Here is a 15576-nt window from a genome sequence, read left to right on the forward strand (position 1 = left end):
GCTGTTTATGTGTTGCCTGTTATGGCCTCTTCGCGAGCAAGCTCGCTCTCACAAGGGTATGCGTTCCAATGTGGGAGCGAGCTTGCTCGCGAAAGCGATCTAAAGAACGACCGTGCGATTGGCGTTGAGAAACACCCTCCGCTCAATGTGATACCCAACCGCCCGCGCCAACGTCAGGCCTTCGATATCGCGCCCCTTGGCAATCAGATCCTCAGGGTAATGACTGTGATCCACCGCCTCGACGCCTTGGGCGATGATCGGCCCTTCATCGAGGTCGTTGTTGATGTAATGCGCCGTTGCGCCAACCAGCTTCACGCCCTTGTTATAAGCCTGGTGATACGGCTTGGCGCCCTTGAAGCCCGGCAGCAACGAGTGATGAATGTTGATCGCCTTGCCATCGAGCTTGCGGCACAGCTCCGGCGACAGAACCTGCATGTAGCGGGCGAGGATCACCAGTTCGGCGCCAGACTCTTCGATCACCTGCCACACCTGACGCTCCTGCGACGGCTTGTCGTTGGGGTCGAGGGGGAAATGGTAGTAGGGAATCTGGTGCCAGTCGGCCAGCGGTTTCAGATCCGGATGGTTGGAGACGACGGCAGCAACGTCCATCGACAACTGGCCGATGCGCTGGCGGTAGAGCAAGTCGTTGAGGCAGTGATCGGCCTTGGAGACCATGATCACCACTTTTGGCCGGTAGTTCGGCGCGGTCAGCTCGAAGAGCATGCCGAAAGCCTGGCCGCGTTCGGCTAAGCCTGCGCGGAAGGATTGCTCGTCGAAGCCATCGGGCTGACGGAATTCCACGCGAATGAAAAAACGCCCGGAGAGGCGGTCATCGAACGAGTGGTGCTCGGTAACGTAGCAGCCCTGCTCGAACAGAAAACGCGTGACCGCGTCCACCGTGCCGAGGACGCTGGGGCAGTCGGCGGTCAGAATCCATGTGTCTGGGGCGCGGCTCATGGTGCGGTGACTCCTGTTCTTTGTGCGGGGTGTCAGGGGGATTTTTTCCCCTCACCCTAGCCCTCTCCCGGAGGTAGAGGGGACTGACCGAGGTGTTGTTTCGAGCTACGCCGACCTGAAATATCGCGGGTGAATATAGATCACAAAAACACCCGAGATCTGCTCCCTTTCCCCCTCTCCCCCTCAGGGGGAGAGGGCTGGGGTGAGGGGGGCTTTTGATCTTCAGGCCTGAACGCTCAACCCGTACTCAGCCGAAGCATCCTGCAACCACAACCACCAATAGTCCGAAAAGCTGCGACGAATCAGCAATTCCCAAGTGTCTTCGGCCGTGTGGCGAATCATCAACTGCGATTTGGCGAACACCGTGCCGACCGCTTTACCCACCGGGAAGTTATTCGGGTGCACGTCATAGCTGGTGGACTTCATCAGCACCTGACGCACGTTCGGCCCGCTCAGTTCGAGCACCTGCTGGCCGCCGCTGACGTTGACGATCGCGATGTGCAGATCACCCAGCGCTTCGCGCAGTTTCTGTTCGGCAGCGAATTCTTCACCGCTTGGCACGATCAGCAGCCACTCGTCCGGGCCCATCCATTGCAGGCTGGTTTCGCCTTTGACGATGACGCTCAGAGCGCCGGGCAATTCAATGCCCAGGGCTTTGTGCACACCGGCGGCGAACGCGGCATCGTGACCATCACCACGAATGGTCAGGTGGCCGAGGAGTTTCTTTTCACGCACGATCACGCCGGCGTTCTTGCGGCCCTTGCCGACCAGGCTGGCGAGGTCGGCATGGTGCAGCGACGACTCGGCCTTGGCACCGGTGGTCGGGCGTTGTTGGTAAACATTGGCTGTGGTCATAAAGCACCTTCCTGAATTCTGTTGGTTCCTGCGGTGGCTGATCTGCCGCTTTCGCGAGCAGGCTCGCTCCCACAGGGGAACGCGGTCGAATGTGGGAGCGAGCCTGCTCGCGAATAGCCGCCCGCCCACAGTTCTCGAGGCCGTCAGATGTTCTGGCGATCACCTTTCGGATCAAAGAACACCGAAGAAACAATCTCCGCCTCAATCACGCTGCCATCGGCCAGCGGTGCAAACACCCGCTCACCGAGGCGCTTCAGACCGCCCTTGACCACACCCATGGCAAACGAATAACCGAGGGAGTTGTGCGCATAACTGGAGGTCACGTGGCCGACCATGGTCATCGGAATGGTCTGCTTGGTGTTGAACACCAACTGCGCGCCTTCCGGCAGCCACACGTTCGGATCGATCGGCTTCAGACCAACCAGCTGTTTGCGCTGATCCTTCACGCAGTCTTCACGGTTCATGCCTCGCTGGCCAATCCACGAGAACGGTTTGGTGCGACCTACGCACCAGCCCATGTTCAAGTCGTCCGGGGTCATCGAGCCGTCAGTGTCCTGGCCAACGATGATGAAACCCTTCTCGGCGCGCAGCACGTGCATGGTTTCAGTGCCGTACGGGGTCAGGTTGTATTGCTTGCCGGCCTCGACGATTTTCTCCAGCACGCCCATCGCGTAGTCAGCCTGCACGTTGACTTCGTAAGACAGCTCACCGGTAAACGAGATGCGGAACACCCGCGCCGGCACACCGCCGACCAGACCTTCTTTCCAGGTCATGAACGGGAAAGCTTCGTTGCTCAGATCAATGTCGGTCACGGCGCTGAGCAGCTTGCGGCTGTTCGGCCCGGACAGAGTCATGGTCGCCCAGTGGTCGGTGACGGAAGTGAAGTACACCTTCATGTCCGGCCACTCAGTCTGGTGGTACAGCTCCAGCCATTGCAGCACGCGAGCCGCGCCGCCGGTGGTGGTGGTCATGACGAAATGGTTGTCGGCCAGGCAAGCCGTCACACCGTCGTCGAAGACCATGCCGTCTTCTTTGCACATCAAACCGTAGCGCGCCTTGCCCACGTCGAGCTTGGTCCAGGCGTTGGTGTACACGCGGTTGAGGAACTCGCGGGCATCCGGGCCTTGAATGTCGATCTTGCCGAGGGTCGAGGCGTCGAGCAGGCCAACGCTGTCGCGCACGGCTTTGCATTCGCGCTTAACGGCGGTATGCAGGTCTTCACCGTTTTTCGGGAAGTACCATGGGCGCTTCCACTGACCGACGTCTTCAAACTCGGCGCCGTTCTTCACGTGCCAGGCATGCAGCGCGGTGTGGCGAACCGGTTCGAAGATGTGCCCACAGTGGCGACCGGCCACGGCGCCGAAAGTCACCGGCGTGTAGTTCGGGCGGAACATCGTGGTGCCCATTTGCGGGATGGTCACGTTCAGCGAGCGAGCGGCGATGGCCAGACCGTTGACGTTGCCGAGCTTGCCCTGATCGGTGCCGAAGCCCAGCGCGGTGTAGCGTTTGACGTGTTCGACCGACTCGAAACCTTCGCGGGTCGCCAGTTCGATCGCCGCAGCGGTCACGTCATTTTGCAGGTCGACGAATTGCTTCGGCGCCCGTGCGGTGTTCTTTTCGTGCGGCACCTGGAACAGCGCCAGCGTCGGTTCTTCGTGACGGCTCAGGGCTTTTGGCAACACGCCTTCAATGGTCTGGAAACCGGCTTCAGCGGCAGCGCGCACGCCACCTTCAAAACCGTCAGCGAGCGAATCGCCGAGACCGTAAACGCCGTTGATGCCACCGACGCATACGCGTTTCTGCGGTGCTTCGCCCGGTACGAACCCGAGGATGTCTTCACGCCAGGTCGGCTTGCCACCGAGGTGCGAAGCCAAGTGAACAACTGGGCTGTAACCGCCCGAACTGGCAACCACATCGCAGTCGAGCCATTCGCCAGGACTGGTCACGGCGTGCGCTTTGACATCGATTGCCGCAACGCGGGCAGCGGTCACGCGCTTGCTGCCACGGGCTTCGATCACGGCACTGCCAGTGAGGATGCGGATGCCTTTGGCACGCGCCTCTTCCACCAACGCACCACGCGGATTGCTGCGCGCATCGGCGATGGCCACCACTTGCAGACTGGCGTCGAGCCAATCCAGAGCGACGCGATAGGCGTGATCGTTATTGGTCGACAGAACGAGCTTCTTGCCCGGCGCTACGCCGTAGCGACGCACGTAAGTCGACACCGCACCGGCCAGCATGTTGCCGGGCACGTCGTTGTTGCCGTAAACCAGCGGACGCTCGCAAGCACCCGTCGCCAGCACGACACGCTTGGCGCGGACACGGTGAATACGCTGACGCACCTGACCGATTGGCGCACGGTCACCGAGATGATCGGTGAGGCGTTCGTGAATGGTCAGGAAGTTGTGGTCGTGGTAACCGTTGACCGTGGCGCGCGGCAACAGCAGCACGTCCGGGGTGTTCTTCAGCTCAGTGATGACACTGGCCACCCAGTCCATCGCCGGTTTGCCGTCGAGGCTTTCACGGGAATCGAGCAGGCTGCCGCCGAACTCTTCCTGCTCGTCCGCCAGAATCACCCGGGCACCGCTGCGCGCCGCGGCCAGGGCAGCGGCGAGACCGGCCGGGCCAGCGCCGACGATCAGCACGTCGCAGTGCTGGTTCATGTAATCGTAGGTGTCCGGATCGTTCTCGGTCGGCGAACGGCCGAGACCGGCAGCCTTGCGAATGTACTTCTCGTAGGTCATCCAGAACGATTGCGGGTACATGAAGGTTTTGTAGTAGAAACCCGGCGGCATCAGCTTGCCGCCGACCTTGCCGAGAATGCCCATCATGTCGTTGTTGACGCTCGGCCAGCCGTTGGTGCTGGTCGCGACCAGACCTTGATACAGCGCCTGCTGCGTGGCGCGCACGTTCGGGATCTGCGTGGCTTCGGTGGCACCGATCTGCAGCACCGCGTTCGGCTCTTCGGCACCGGCGGCGAAGATCCCGCGAGGACGCGAATACTTGAAGCTGCGGCCGATGATGTCGACGCCGTTGGCAATCAGCGCGGCGGCCAGCGAGTCACCCTCGAAGCCTTTGTAGCTCTGACCGTTGAAGGTGAAGCTCAGCACTTTGTTGCGGTCGATCCGTCCACCGTTGGACAGGCGATTGGTCTGGCTCATACCTTCTCTCCCAGCGCCGTCGTGGCTGTTTTTGCAGTGCCAGCCTTGTCGGTGAATTGTGGCTTCTCGCCGATCTTGTAGCTCTCGAGAATCTCGTAGGTCACAGTGTCGCGGGTGACGTTGAAGTACTGGCGGCAACCGGCAACGTGATCCCACAGTTCGTGGTGCAGACCGCGCGGGTTGTCGCGGAAGAACATGTAGTCGCCCCACTCTTCATCAGTGCAGGCGTTCGGATCCAGCGGGCGCGGAATGTGCGCCTGACCGGATGCGTGGAATTCCTCTTCGGAGCGCAGTTCGCCGCAGTGAGGACAGAAGATATGCAACATGGGGATTTCTCCTGTTAGTGGGCGACGGCAGCAGCGCCGTGTTCGTCGATGAGTGCGCCGTTATGGAAACGGTCGATGGAAAACGGTGCGGCCAGCGGGTGCATTTCACCCTTGGCCAGACTCGCGGCAAACACGTTGCCCGAGCCAGGTGTGGCCTTGAAGCCACCGGTGCCCCAACCGCAATTGAAGAACATGTTCGGTACCGGGGTTTTCGAAATGATCGGGCAAGCGTCCGGGGTGGTGTCGACGATGCCGCCCCACTGGCGGTTCATGCGCACGCGGGACAACACCGGGAACATCTCGACGATGGCCTGAATGGTGTGCTCGATCACCGGGTAAGAACCGCGCTGACCGTAGCCGTTGTAGCCGTCGATACCGGCGCCGATCACCAGGTCGCCCTTGTCGGACTGGCTGATGTAACCGTGTACGGCGTTGGACATGATCACGCTGTCGATAATCGGCTTGATCGGTTCGGACACCAGCGCTTGCAGCGGGTGGGATTCGATCGGCAGACGGAAACCGGCGAGTTTGGCCATGTGCCCGGAGTTACCGGCCGTGACCACGCCGACGCGCTTGGCGCCGATGAAACCCTTGTTGGTTTCAACACCGATGCACACGCCGTTTTCCTTGCGGAAACCGATCACTTCGGTCTGCTGGATCAAGTCCACGCCGAGGGCGTCGGCGGCACGGGCAAAGCCCCAGGCCACGGCATCGTGACGGGCGACGCCGCCGCGACGCTGAACGGTTGCGCCCATTACTGGGTAGCGAGTGTTTTTCGAGCAGTCGAGGTACGGAATCTCGTCAGCGACTTGCTTGGCGTTGAGCAGTTCACCATCGACGCCATTGAGGCGGTTGGCGCTGACCCGACGCTCGGAATCACGAATGTCCTGCAGGGTGTGGCACAGGTTGTAAACGCCGCGCTGAGAGAACATCACGTTGTAGTTGAGATCCTGGGACAGGCCTTCCCACAATTTCATCGCGTGTTCGTAGAGGTGCGCCGACTCGTCCCACAGGTAATTGGAGCGGACGATGGTGGTGTTGCGCGCGGTGTTACCGCCGCCCAGCCAGCCCTTCTCGACCACGGCGACGTTGGTGATGCCGTGTTCTTTCGCCAGATAGTAAGCAGTCGCCAGACCGTGCCCGCCGCCGCCGACGATGACCACGTCGTAGACTTTCTTCGGCGTCGGCGTGCGCCACATGCGCTGCCAGTTTTCGTGGTGGCTGAGGGAGTGTTTGAAGAGGCCGAAGCCCGAATAGCGTTGCATAGTCAGTTACTCCAGAACACTCAGCGATAAACCGGGAAGTCTGCGCACAGGGCCGACACTTGCTGGGCAACATTGGCCTCGACATCGGCATCGCCGAGGTTGTCGAGGATGTCGCAGATCCAGCCAGCCAACACTTCGCACTGGGTCACTTTGAAGCCGCGAGTGGTGACAGCCGGGGTGCCGATGCGCAGGCCCGAGGTCACGAACGGCGATTGCGGGTCATTTGGCACGGCGTTCTTGTTAACGGTAATGTGCGCGCGACCAAGGGCGGCGTCGGCGTCTTTGCCGGTCAGGCCCTGACGGATCAGGCTGACCAGGAACAAGTGGTTGTCGGTGCCGCCGGACACTACATCGTAGCCACGTTTGATAAACACGCTGGCCATCGCCTGAGCGTTGTCGATCACTTGCTGCTGATAAGCCTTGAAGCCCGGCTCCAGCGCTTCCTTGAAGCACACGGCTTTACCGGCGATGACGTGCATCAGCGGGCCGCCCTGAGCGCCGGGGAACACGGCGGCGTTGAGCTTTTTCTCGATCTCTTCGTTGGACTTGGCCAGGATCAGCCCGCCCCGTGGACCGCGCAGGGTTTTGTGGGTGGTGGTGGTGACCACGTCGGCGTACGGCAGCGGGTTCGGGTACAGACCGGCGGCGACCAGACCGGCGACGTGGGCCATGTCGACGAACAGCAGCGCGCCGACCTTGTCAGCGATCTGGCGGAAGCGCGGGAAGTCCAGAGTCTTCGAGTAAGCGGAGAAACCGGCGACAATCATTTTCGGCTTGGATTCGACGGCCAGACGCTCGACTTCGTCGTAATCGATCAGCCCGGTGTCGGTGTTGATGCCGTACTGCACAGCATTGTAGAGCTTGCCCGAGGACGACACTTTGGCGCCGTGGGTCAGGTGACCGCCGTGGGCCAGGCTCATGCCGAGGATGGTGTCGCCCGGCTGGATCAGCGCCAGGTAGACAGCACTGTTGGCCGATGAACCGGAGTGTGGCTGGACGTTGGCGTAATCGGCGCCGAACAGTTGCTTGGCGCGCTCGATGGCCAGTGCTTCGACTTTATCGACGTGCTCGCAGCCACCGTAGTAGCGCTTGCCCGGATAGCCTTCGGCGTATTTGTTGGTCAGGCCGCTGCCTTGCGCTTCCATCACGCGTTTGCTGGTGTAGTTCTCCGACGCGATCAGCTCGATGTGATCTTCCTGACGTTGCTCTTCGGCATTCATCGCCGCCAGCAGTGCATCGTCGTAACCCTGGATCTGGTCTTGCTTGCTGAACATCGCGTCTCTCCCAGCGGCATCTGTGCGCCATTCGTCTCGGTAAGGCACTGGCAATCACGGCAGTGCCCTTTGATGCCGATGGTATGACCGGCGCAGACAGCTCAAATGCCTGCGCGCGCCACGCAAAGGTGCGTTTACGACATGGCTGGAAATGACCCGAAGAATGCACTCCCCCTGTAGGAGCTGCCGAAGGCTGCGATCTTTTGACTTTGACTTTGAAGATGCTTCTACAGGGGTCAGGCGATGATTTGGCGGATGGCGAGCAGCAGGAGGAAATGCGCGGGATACAGCGCATATGCCCAGCGCCGCATCGGTGGTGGCTGCAGATGTCGCCCATGTCGCAACAAGAACATTCCCAGCATCGGCGCAAACAGACACGTCGCCAGACCAAGAATCGCCACGCTGTTGCCGAACCGCGCCGATTCGAGCAGCACCTGCCATTGGTTCGCCGCCAGACACACCAGCCCCGGCAACAGGCTGAAATACCAGGGTCGGCGGAACACCAGCAGCAGCGCCAACGGCAACAATACGCCGAAGAACCCGAACATCAGTCGTTCTGAAAAAACCGCCGCAACCACCAACGCGGCCAGTGCGAGCAATCGCGACACCGAGGCTGAATCCTGCCAGCCACGCGCCACCAGCAGGCCCAGCGCCAGCGTCGGCATCACGTTGAACGTGTCAGGGTCGGGGATATAAAAGCGATAAGGGATTTCGCTGATGGCGCTGAACAGCACCAGCCAGCCCAGATAGCGCCATTCCATCTTGCGCGAACCCTCCCGAGCCAGATTCGCCGCCATCGCCAGACAAAACCACGGAAAAGCCAACCGTCCTGGCACATACAACCAGTCGGCGGAGAACCCGACATATCGCAGGTGATCGAACAACATGCTCAGCAGCGCCAGCCACTTGAGCAGATCCAGCGCGCCGTCACGTTTGCTCAGGTGCATAATCGTCCTACAAACTGGTAATTTCCTGAACGTGACATCCCGTGTGCTCCCCGGAAGATCTTCGGTAAAGTGCGCACCCTCATTGACCACGAGCCTTCACAAGAGTCTCGACCACGGAAGCCGGCCATGACCGACAAGAGCCAACAATTCGCCAGCGACAACTATTCCGGAATCTGCCCTGAAGCCTGGGCTGCGATGGAGCAGGCCAACCACGGCCACCAGCGCGCTTACGGTGACGATGAATGGACCGCGCGCGCGGCCGATCATTTCCGCAAACTGTTCGAGACCGACTGCGAAGTGTTCTTCGCCTTCAACGGCACCGCCGCCAACTCGCTGGCCCTGTCGTCGCTGTGCCAGAGTTACCACAGCGTGATCTGCTCGGAAACCGCCCACGTCGAAACCGACGAATGCGGCGCTCCGGAATTCTTCTCCAACGGCTCGAAGCTGCTGATCGCCGGCACTGAAAACGGCAAGATCACCCCGCAATCGATCCGCGAAGTGGCGCTCAAGCGCCAGGACATCCACTACCCGAAACCGCGCGTGGTGACCCTGACCCAAGCCACCGAAGTCGGCAGCGTCTACACCCCGGAAGAAGTCCGCGCCATCAGCGCGACTTGCAAAGAGCTGGGCCTGCATCTGCACATGGACGGCGCGCGTTTCTCCAACGCCTGCGCATTCCTCGGCTGCTCGCCAGCGGATCTGACCTGGAAGGCCGGCGTTGATGTGTTGTGCTTTGGCGGCACGAAAAACGGCATGGCGGTGGGTGAAGCGATCCTGTTCTTCAACCACAAACTGGCCGAAGACTTCGACTATCGCTGCAAACAGGCCGGGCAACTGGCGTCGAAAATGCGCTTCCTCTCGGCACCGTGGGTCGGCATCCTCGAAAACGACGCCTGGCTCAAATACGCCCGTCACGCCAACCACTGCGCGCAATTGCTGGCAGAACTGGTCAGCGACATTCCCGGCGTCGAACTGATGTTCCCGGTCCAGGCCAACGGCGTGTTCCTGCAACTGTCGGAACCGGCCATCGCCGCGCTGACCGCGAAGAACTGGCGCTTCTACACCTTCATCGGCAAGGGTGGCGCACGCTTCATGTGCTCCTGGGACACCGAAGAAGAACGCGTACGCGAACTGGCCCGCGACATTCGCGAAGTCATGTCCGCCTGATCTGACGTCACACCCTCCCCTGTAGGAGCTGCCGAAGGCTGCGATCCTTTGATTTTGAAAAACAAAATCAAAGGATCGCAGCCTTCGGCAGCTCCTACTCAGGTTTTGCTTCTGCTTGGTCTACATTGTCTGTCGAGCCCTTCGCTCACATAACAATAAGCAGGAGCATCGGCATGTCGTTACAAGGCAAAACCCTGTTCATCACCGGCGCCAGCCGTGGCATCGGGCGTGAGATTGCGCTGCGTGCCGCGAAGGACGGGGCCAATATCGTCATCGCGGCGAAAAGTGCCGAACCCCACGCCAAATTGCCCGGCACCATTCACAGTGTCGCAGCGGAAGTCGAGGCGGCGGGCGGCAAGGCGCTAGCGTTGCAGGTGGATGTGCGTAATGAGGATGCCGTGCGCCAGGCACTCGCCCAGGCCAACGAACATTTCGGCGCGATCGATGCGCTGGTGAACAACGCCGGAGCGATCAAACTCACTGGCGTGCAACACATAGAACTCAAGCGTTTCGACCTGATGCACCAGATCAACACCCGCGCGGTGTTGCTGTGCAGCCAGGCCGCCCTGCCCTATCTGAAGAAATCCGCCGGACACATTCTCAACCTGTCGCCGCCGCTGAATCTGGCGAGCAAGTGGTTTGCACAGTTCAGCCCTTACACCGTGACCAAGTATGGCATGAGCATGCTGACGCTAGGGATGAGCGAGGAATTTGCCAGTTACGGGATCAGCGTCAATTCGTTGTGGCCGCAGACGATGATTGCCACGGCGGCGATTGAGTTTCAGTTGGGGAATCGGGAGTCGTTCAAGCAGGCGCGAACGCCAGAGATTATGGCGGATGCAGCGCATGTGATTCTGGATAGCAGCGGGCGGCAGATTACCGGGCGGTTGTTGATTGATGAGGAGATTTTGCGGGAGAGCGGTGTGACGGAGTTCGGTCAATATCGCTTTGATCGAGAAAGCGACGCGGCGTTGATGCCGGATTTGTTTATCGACTGAAAAGCCCCTCACCCTAGCCCTCTCCCGGAGGGAGAGGGGACTGATTGGGGGATATTTGAGAATTACGCCGACCTGAAACTACTTTGCCGAATCCCTAATCGACTCGATATCACAAGTCGGTGTACCTCGTGAGAACAACTCGATCAGTCCCCTCTCCCTCTGGGAGAGGGTTAGGGTGAGGGGGAATTTGAATGTGGCGCGGACTTCAGAAATCGATGCGCACATCCCCCTTCGGCACACTGCAGCACGACAAGATAAACCCTTCAGCTTCGTCGTCCTCGGTAATCCCGCCGTTGTGCTCCATATCCACCTCGCCGCCCAGCTTGAGCACCTTGCACGTCCCGCAAATGCCCATACCGCAGGCCTTTGGAATCATCAGCCCAAGCTTGGCCGCCGCCGCATGCACGGTCTCGCCCGGTGCCACACGGATGCTCTTGCCGGACGAAGTGAATTCGACCTGGTGCAGATCCGCCGCATCGATTTCCGGTGCATCTGCAGCCTGCTCGGCCTGTTCCACCGCATCGGCACGGGCTTCCGGTGGCGTGGCGCCGAAGGATTCCTCGTGATAACGCGACATGTCGTAACCGGCCACTTCCAGCAGGCGCTTGACCGCGTTCATGTACGGCGTCGGCCCGCAGCAGAACACTTCGCGCTCAAGGAAGTCGGGCACCATCAATTCGAGCATCTTGTGGTTCAGGTAACCGCGATAACCGGCCCACGGCTCGCCCAAGCCGTGCTTCTCACAGATCAGGTGCAGGCTGAAGTTGTCGATCCGCGACGCCATGTGCTCCAGCTCGCGGTGATAGATGATGTCTTTCGGCGAGCGCGCACTGTGGATAAAGGTCATGTCGACGTTGGCGTTGGTGTCGTAGAACCAGCGCGCCATCGACATGCACGGCGTAATCCCTACACCGCCGCTGAGGTACAAGACTTTCGGGCTCGGGAAGTCGATGGCGTTGAACAGCCCGACCGGCCCGTGTACCGCCAACTCTTGCCCCTCATGAAGCGTGTCGTGCAACCAGTTGGAAACCTTGCCGCCCGGCACACGTTTGATCGTCACCGAAAAGCTGTACGGCACCGACGGCGAACTGGAGATCGTGTACGAGCGCATGATCGGCTGGCCTTCGATTTCCAGCTCCAGGGTCACGAACTGCCCGGGCTTGAAGAAGAACAGGATCGGCTGGTCAGCCATAAAGCAGAAGGTGCGCACATCCCAGGTTTCCTGGATGACTTTGACGCAACGGACGATGTGTCGGCCATTGGCCCAGGTCTGGGTGGTGACCGGATTCAGGAAGCTGTTGGACATGCTGTTCTCCACGGCCGACTGTCGGCCTCATGTCGGCGATTCTGCGTATAGCGCGAACCGCCCGTTTACCTATCCGCGACATTCACATACTTATCGCGACCAGCCCCCAGCCACCGGGGGTTGCGCGTCGGGAACAGATTGCACCATGTCGCCCATGGATAAGGTTCAGGGCAGCGCCGGCCCCACACTCGCCACAACACCAAGACAGATTCTTTACACCTTGCGTAGCAACCGTTAGCAGCACACCTGATCAGCCACTTTTCGCCGGCCACGCAGATGGCCATGAGGATCACATCGATGGACGTCACCGCAAAAATCAGCCTGGGCGATCCGCTGGAACCCGCACGCAAGGCCACCGCACAAATGCTCCAGGAGCGCGAGCGGACGTTTTCGCTGCCGCAACCGTTCTACAGCGATGAGCGGCTGTTCGATATCGACATGCAGGAGATCTTCCAGAAAGAGTGGTTGATCGCCGGCATGACCTGCGAAATCCCGGCCAAGGGCAATTACCTGACCCTGCAGATCGGCAAGAACCCGATCATCGTCATTCGTGGCGCCGAAGGCGTGGTGCATGCGTTCCACAACGTCTGCCGTCACCGTGGCTCGCGTCTGTGCACCAGTGAAAAAGGCAAGGTCGCCAAATTGGTCTGCCACTACCACCAGTGGACGTACGAGCTGGACGGTCGCCTGCTGTTCGCCGGCACCGAGATGGGCGCTGACTTCGACATGAAGCAGTACGGCCTCAAACCGGTGAACGTGAAAACCGCCGGCGGCTATATCTTCATCAGCCTGGCGGAGAATCCGCCGGCCATTGATGACTTCCTGTCGACGCTGAACCATTACATGGAACCGTACGACATGGAGAACACCAAGGTGGCGATCACCACCACCTTGATGGAAAAGGCCAACTGGAAACTGGTGCTGGAAAACAACCGCGAGTGCTACCACTGCAACGCGTCGCACCCGGAACTGCTGAAAACCCTGCTGGAATGGGACGACGTTACCGACCCGCGCGCCGATCAGGCATTCAAGGATCACGTCGCCGCCTCCGCCGCTGCCTGGGAAGCCGAGAAGATCCCTTACGCCCACGCCAGTTTCGGCCTGCGCAACCGTATCGTGCGCATGCCGTTGCTCAAGGGCACCGTGTCGATGACCCTCGACGGCAAACAGGGCTGCGCGAAACTGATGGGCCGGATCAAGAACCCGGATCTGGGTTCGATGCGCATCCTGCACCTGCCGCACTCGTGGAACCACTGCATGGGCGATCACATCATCGTCTTCACTGTGTGGCCGATCAGCGCCCAGGAAACCATGGTCACCACCAAATGGATCGTGCACAAGGATGCGGTCGAAGGCGTGGATTACGACGTCGAGCGCATGCGTCAGGTGTGGGATGCGACCAACGATCAGGACCGTCGTCTGGCGGAAGAGAACCAGCGCGGGATCAACTCCACGGCGTATCAGCCTGGGCCTTATTCCAAGACTTATGAGTTTGGCGTGGTCAACTTCGTTGATTGGTACAGCGAGCGCTTGCTGAACAACCTCGGCGCCGAGCCGGCGCCGTATCTCAAAGGCGTGCCTGTGCAGGGCTGATCAAAATCAAAAGATCGCAGCCTTCGGCAGCTCCTACAGGTGGAATGCGTTCCCTTGTAGGAGTGAGCCTGCTCGCGATAGCTATTTCACATTCACCACATCCCTGAATCTTGATTGCACAATTTCTGATCAACCCCCCCACACCCCACACCCACCAAGCCCCCCAGCCTTCCGCAAACAAGTTATCCACACACCCACCCACAGCAAATGGGGGTAACTGTGGATGAACGCAAAAATAACTGACTGTTTTGTGAAGAAAAATCGTGACTTATCCAGAAGCACTGTTTGCAAGGCGCATTGGTTGATTTTTGATCACATTCCTGTAAGCCACGTTCCGCATGGCCTGTAGAGGATGGCAAACACGTTATCCACAGAAGCGCCAACAGAGTTCGGGGGTAACTTTGCCTTGTCTGTGGAAAAGCCTTGGAGGCTGTGTGAAATCGGGGTTTGCGCGGGAGTTTTTCGTTAAAACAGATGAATTGATTGTTTTTTGATCAACTCTTCACAGACCACGTTTTATAAGGGTCTCAGCGGATAGCAAACATCTTATCCACAGAAGCGCCAACAGAGATTGGGGGCAACTTGCTGAGTTATCCTGGCGAAAAAGCCCTGAAAATCCGTGACTTAGGCTGGGTGTTTTTTGATCGGGTAGCTGCAGGGCTTGAATGGCGTGGGGTATAGAGAGGGGCGAACATGTTATCCACAGATCCGCCAACAGGGATTGTGGGTAAAACAATTCCCCTCATCGGAACGCCGCCCGCCCAACCCTCTCCCAAAGGGAGAGGGAGCCGACCGAGGTGATTGGAAAAGTGCAGCGACCTGCGACTTGTACGGTGATCTTAGCTTGGCCAAACCTGAGTTCGCGCTGACAGTTCAGGTCGATGCAACCCCTGATCGCGCCACCGTAGGTCCCCTCTCCCTCCGGGAGAGGGCTAGGGTGAGGGGCCTTTCAGCGAACCACACCTTCTTCAATAAGCAACTTGAGAATCGCTTCAGCACCGGCCTGCGCGGTAACTCCTTTGAGCACCTGTCCCCCGCCACCACTGGCCTTGGCCGTCGCGGCTTTCATCCGGTCGGCACCGCTTTTGGCTTTGATCACTTTCAGGCGCTTGGGCCTTGGTTTGGCCGGTTGCAGGGTGGCGGCAGCGAGGAGTTCATCGTCGATAACTTCAACGTCGTCCGCTTCCAGCACCCCACGACGCGCCGGACCATAAGCACTCTGCCGAGGCTTCGGCGCAGCGTTATCCACAGTCGCCAGAAACGGCAGCTTCACCTTCAACCGCCGCCGCTGCCCACGCGGCAACGCTTGCAGCACCAGCGCCGAACCGTCATTGATCGACTCGACCTGCGCCAGCCCGACCACCAACGGCCAGCCCAGTCCTTCAGCGAGCAAAAACGGCAGCATCCCCGAACCTTCACCGGTTTCCGCCTGGCTGCCGGTCAGCACCACCTGCGCACCGGCATCGCGCAGATACGCGGTCAACGCCGGCAACGCATCGGCGCCAGCCGGTTGCTCCAGCACATGCATCTGCTCAAGGCCCATGCCCAAATAGGCGCGCAACGCCGGCTCCGCGACATCCCCGGCATGCAGCACTTGCAGGTTATCCCCAGCCAGTTGCAAACCCAGTTCCACGGCGCGTGCATCCTGATCAGCACGGCGTGGCCGCCCGGAAGTCGGGTGAGCACCGATTGAAACCAGACTGATTACTTTCGTGTTCATAGCGTTT

Annotated in this window: 12 protein-coding genes; 3 read left to right on the plus strand and 9 right to left on the minus strand. The window is 60.0% G+C overall.

Annotated elements, in window-relative coordinates:
* Window positions 1-99: 99 nt before the first annotated feature.
* The 7 genes from purU to ACRRSD_RS12875 all read right to left on the minus strand — a co-directional run bounded on the left by purU (window position 100) and on the right by ACRRSD_RS12875 (window position 8785).
* Window positions 100-957: a formyltetrahydrofolate deformylase gene (gene purU, locus ACRRSD_RS12845; protein WP_435038269.1), complete on the minus strand. Its 858-nt coding sequence runs from the start codon at window positions 955-957 to the stop codon at window positions 100-102.
* Window positions 958-1179: 222 nt separating this feature from the next.
* Window positions 1180-1812, minus strand: coding sequence for a sarcosine oxidase subunit gamma (locus tag ACRRSD_RS12850; protein WP_008086919.1), 633 nt, complete (start codon window positions 1810-1812; stop codon window positions 1180-1182).
* Between the two features lie 143 nt (window positions 1813-1955).
* On the minus strand, window positions 1956-4973 hold the full coding sequence (locus tag ACRRSD_RS12855; protein ID WP_435038270.1) for a sarcosine oxidase subunit alpha: 3018 nt from the start codon (window positions 4971-4973) through the stop codon (window positions 1956-1958).
* Window positions 4970-5299 (minus strand): sarcosine oxidase subunit delta, encoded by a 330-nt coding sequence (locus ACRRSD_RS12860; protein WP_016772830.1) that lies wholly within the window; start codon window positions 5297-5299, stop codon window positions 4970-4972. The genes ACRRSD_RS12855 and ACRRSD_RS12860 overlap by 4 nt, the downstream gene beginning before the upstream one ends.
* Before the next feature lie 14 nt (window positions 5300-5313).
* Window positions 5314-6564 carry a sarcosine oxidase subunit beta gene (locus tag ACRRSD_RS12865; protein WP_003206307.1) on the minus strand — a complete coding sequence of 417 codons (1251 nt, stop codon included), beginning with the start codon at window positions 6562-6564 and terminating at the stop codon, window positions 5314-5316.
* A gap of 20 nt (window positions 6565-6584) precedes the next feature.
* Complete coding sequence (locus ACRRSD_RS12870) at window positions 6585-7838, minus strand: serine hydroxymethyltransferase (RefSeq protein WP_008086924.1); 1254 nt, start codon at window positions 7836-7838, stop codon at window positions 6585-6587.
* Window positions 7839-8074: 236 nt separating this feature from the next.
* Window positions 8075-8785 (minus strand): TraX family protein, encoded by a 711-nt coding sequence (locus ACRRSD_RS12875; RefSeq protein WP_435038271.1) that lies wholly within the window; start codon window positions 8783-8785, stop codon window positions 8075-8077.
* A 126-nt stretch (window positions 8786-8911) separates the two neighbouring features.
* On the opposite strand from ACRRSD_RS12875, the gene ACRRSD_RS12880 reads away from it, so the two are divergent.
* Complete coding sequence (locus ACRRSD_RS12880; protein WP_016772826.1) at window positions 8912-9952, plus strand: low specificity L-threonine aldolase; 1041 nt, start codon at window positions 8912-8914, stop codon at window positions 9950-9952.
* A gap of 173 nt (window positions 9953-10125) precedes the next feature.
* The gene (locus ACRRSD_RS12885; protein WP_435038272.1) at window positions 10126-10950 is read left to right on the plus strand and encodes an SDR family oxidoreductase; all 825 of its coding nucleotides are present in this window, start codon (window positions 10126-10128) and stop codon (window positions 10948-10950) included.
* Between the two features lie 205 nt (window positions 10951-11155).
* Here ACRRSD_RS12885 and gbcB read toward each other — a convergent pair whose 3' ends face one another.
* Complete coding sequence (gbcB, locus tag ACRRSD_RS12890; protein ID WP_435038273.1) at window positions 11156-12256, minus strand: glycine-betaine demethylase subunit GbcB; 1101 nt, start codon at window positions 12254-12256, stop codon at window positions 11156-11158.
* Between the two features lie 297 nt (window positions 12257-12553).
* Here gbcB and gbcA point away from each other — a divergent pair, with 297 nt between their 5' ends.
* Window positions 12554-13849 (plus strand): glycine-betaine demethylase subunit GbcA, encoded by a 1296-nt coding sequence (gene gbcA, locus ACRRSD_RS12895; RefSeq protein ID WP_008083155.1) that lies wholly within the window; start codon window positions 12554-12556, stop codon window positions 13847-13849.
* A 949-nt stretch (window positions 13850-14798) separates the two neighbouring features.
* Here the strand turns inward: gbcA and etfB are convergent.
* Complete coding sequence (gene etfB, locus ACRRSD_RS12900) at window positions 14799-15569, minus strand: electron transfer flavoprotein subunit beta (RefSeq protein WP_435038274.1); 771 nt, start codon at window positions 15567-15569, stop codon at window positions 14799-14801.
* Window positions 15570-15576 lie beyond the last annotated feature (7 nt).

Source organism: Pseudomonas neuropathica, from assembly GCF_051174785.1.
GTDB classification, from domain to species: domain Bacteria; phylum Pseudomonadota; class Gammaproteobacteria; order Pseudomonadales; family Pseudomonadaceae; genus Aquipseudomonas; species Aquipseudomonas neuropathica_A.

Bases quoted from the DNA above. Each gene is read 5' to 3' on its own strand.
- ACRRSD_RS12860 (WP_016772830.1), bottom strand. From the start codon at position 5,299: ATGTTGCATATCTTCTGTCCTCACTGCGGCGAACTGCGCTCCGAAGAG.
- ACRRSD_RS12855 (WP_435038270.1), bottom strand. From the start codon at position 4,973: ATGAGCCAGACCAATCGCCTGTCCAACGGTGGACGGATCGACCGCAAC.
- ACRRSD_RS12885 (WP_435038272.1), top strand. From the start codon at position 10,126: ATGTCGTTACAAGGCAAAACCCTGTTCATCACCGGCGCCAGCCGTGGC.
- gbcA (WP_008083155.1), top strand. From the start codon at position 12,554: ATGGACGTCACCGCAAAAATCAGCCTGGGCGATCCGCTGGAACCCGCA.
- ACRRSD_RS12865 (WP_003206307.1), bottom strand. From the start codon at position 6,564: ATGCAACGCTATTCGGGCTTCGGCCTCTTCAAACACTCCCTCAGCCAC.
- ACRRSD_RS12850 (WP_008086919.1), bottom strand. From the start codon at position 1,812: ATGACCACAGCCAATGTTTACCAACAACGCCCGACCACCGGTGCCAAG.
- ACRRSD_RS12880 (WP_016772826.1), top strand. From the start codon at position 8,912: ATGACCGACAAGAGCCAACAATTCGCCAGCGACAACTATTCCGGAATC.
- gbcB (WP_435038273.1), bottom strand. From the start codon at position 12,256: ATGTCCAACAGCTTCCTGAATCCGGTCACCACCCAGACCTGGGCCAAT.
- etfB (WP_435038274.1), bottom strand. From the start codon at position 15,569: ATGAACACGAAAGTAATCAGTCTGGTTTCAATCGGTGCTCACCCGACT.
- ACRRSD_RS12875 (WP_435038271.1), bottom strand. From the start codon at position 8,785: ATGCACCTGAGCAAACGTGACGGCGCGCTGGATCTGCTCAAGTGGCTG.
- ACRRSD_RS12870 (WP_008086924.1), bottom strand. From the start codon at position 7,838: ATGTTCAGCAAGCAAGACCAGATCCAGGGTTACGACGATGCACTGCTG.
- purU (WP_435038269.1), bottom strand. From the start codon at position 957: ATGAGCCGCGCCCCAGACACATGGATTCTGACCGCCGACTGCCCCAGC.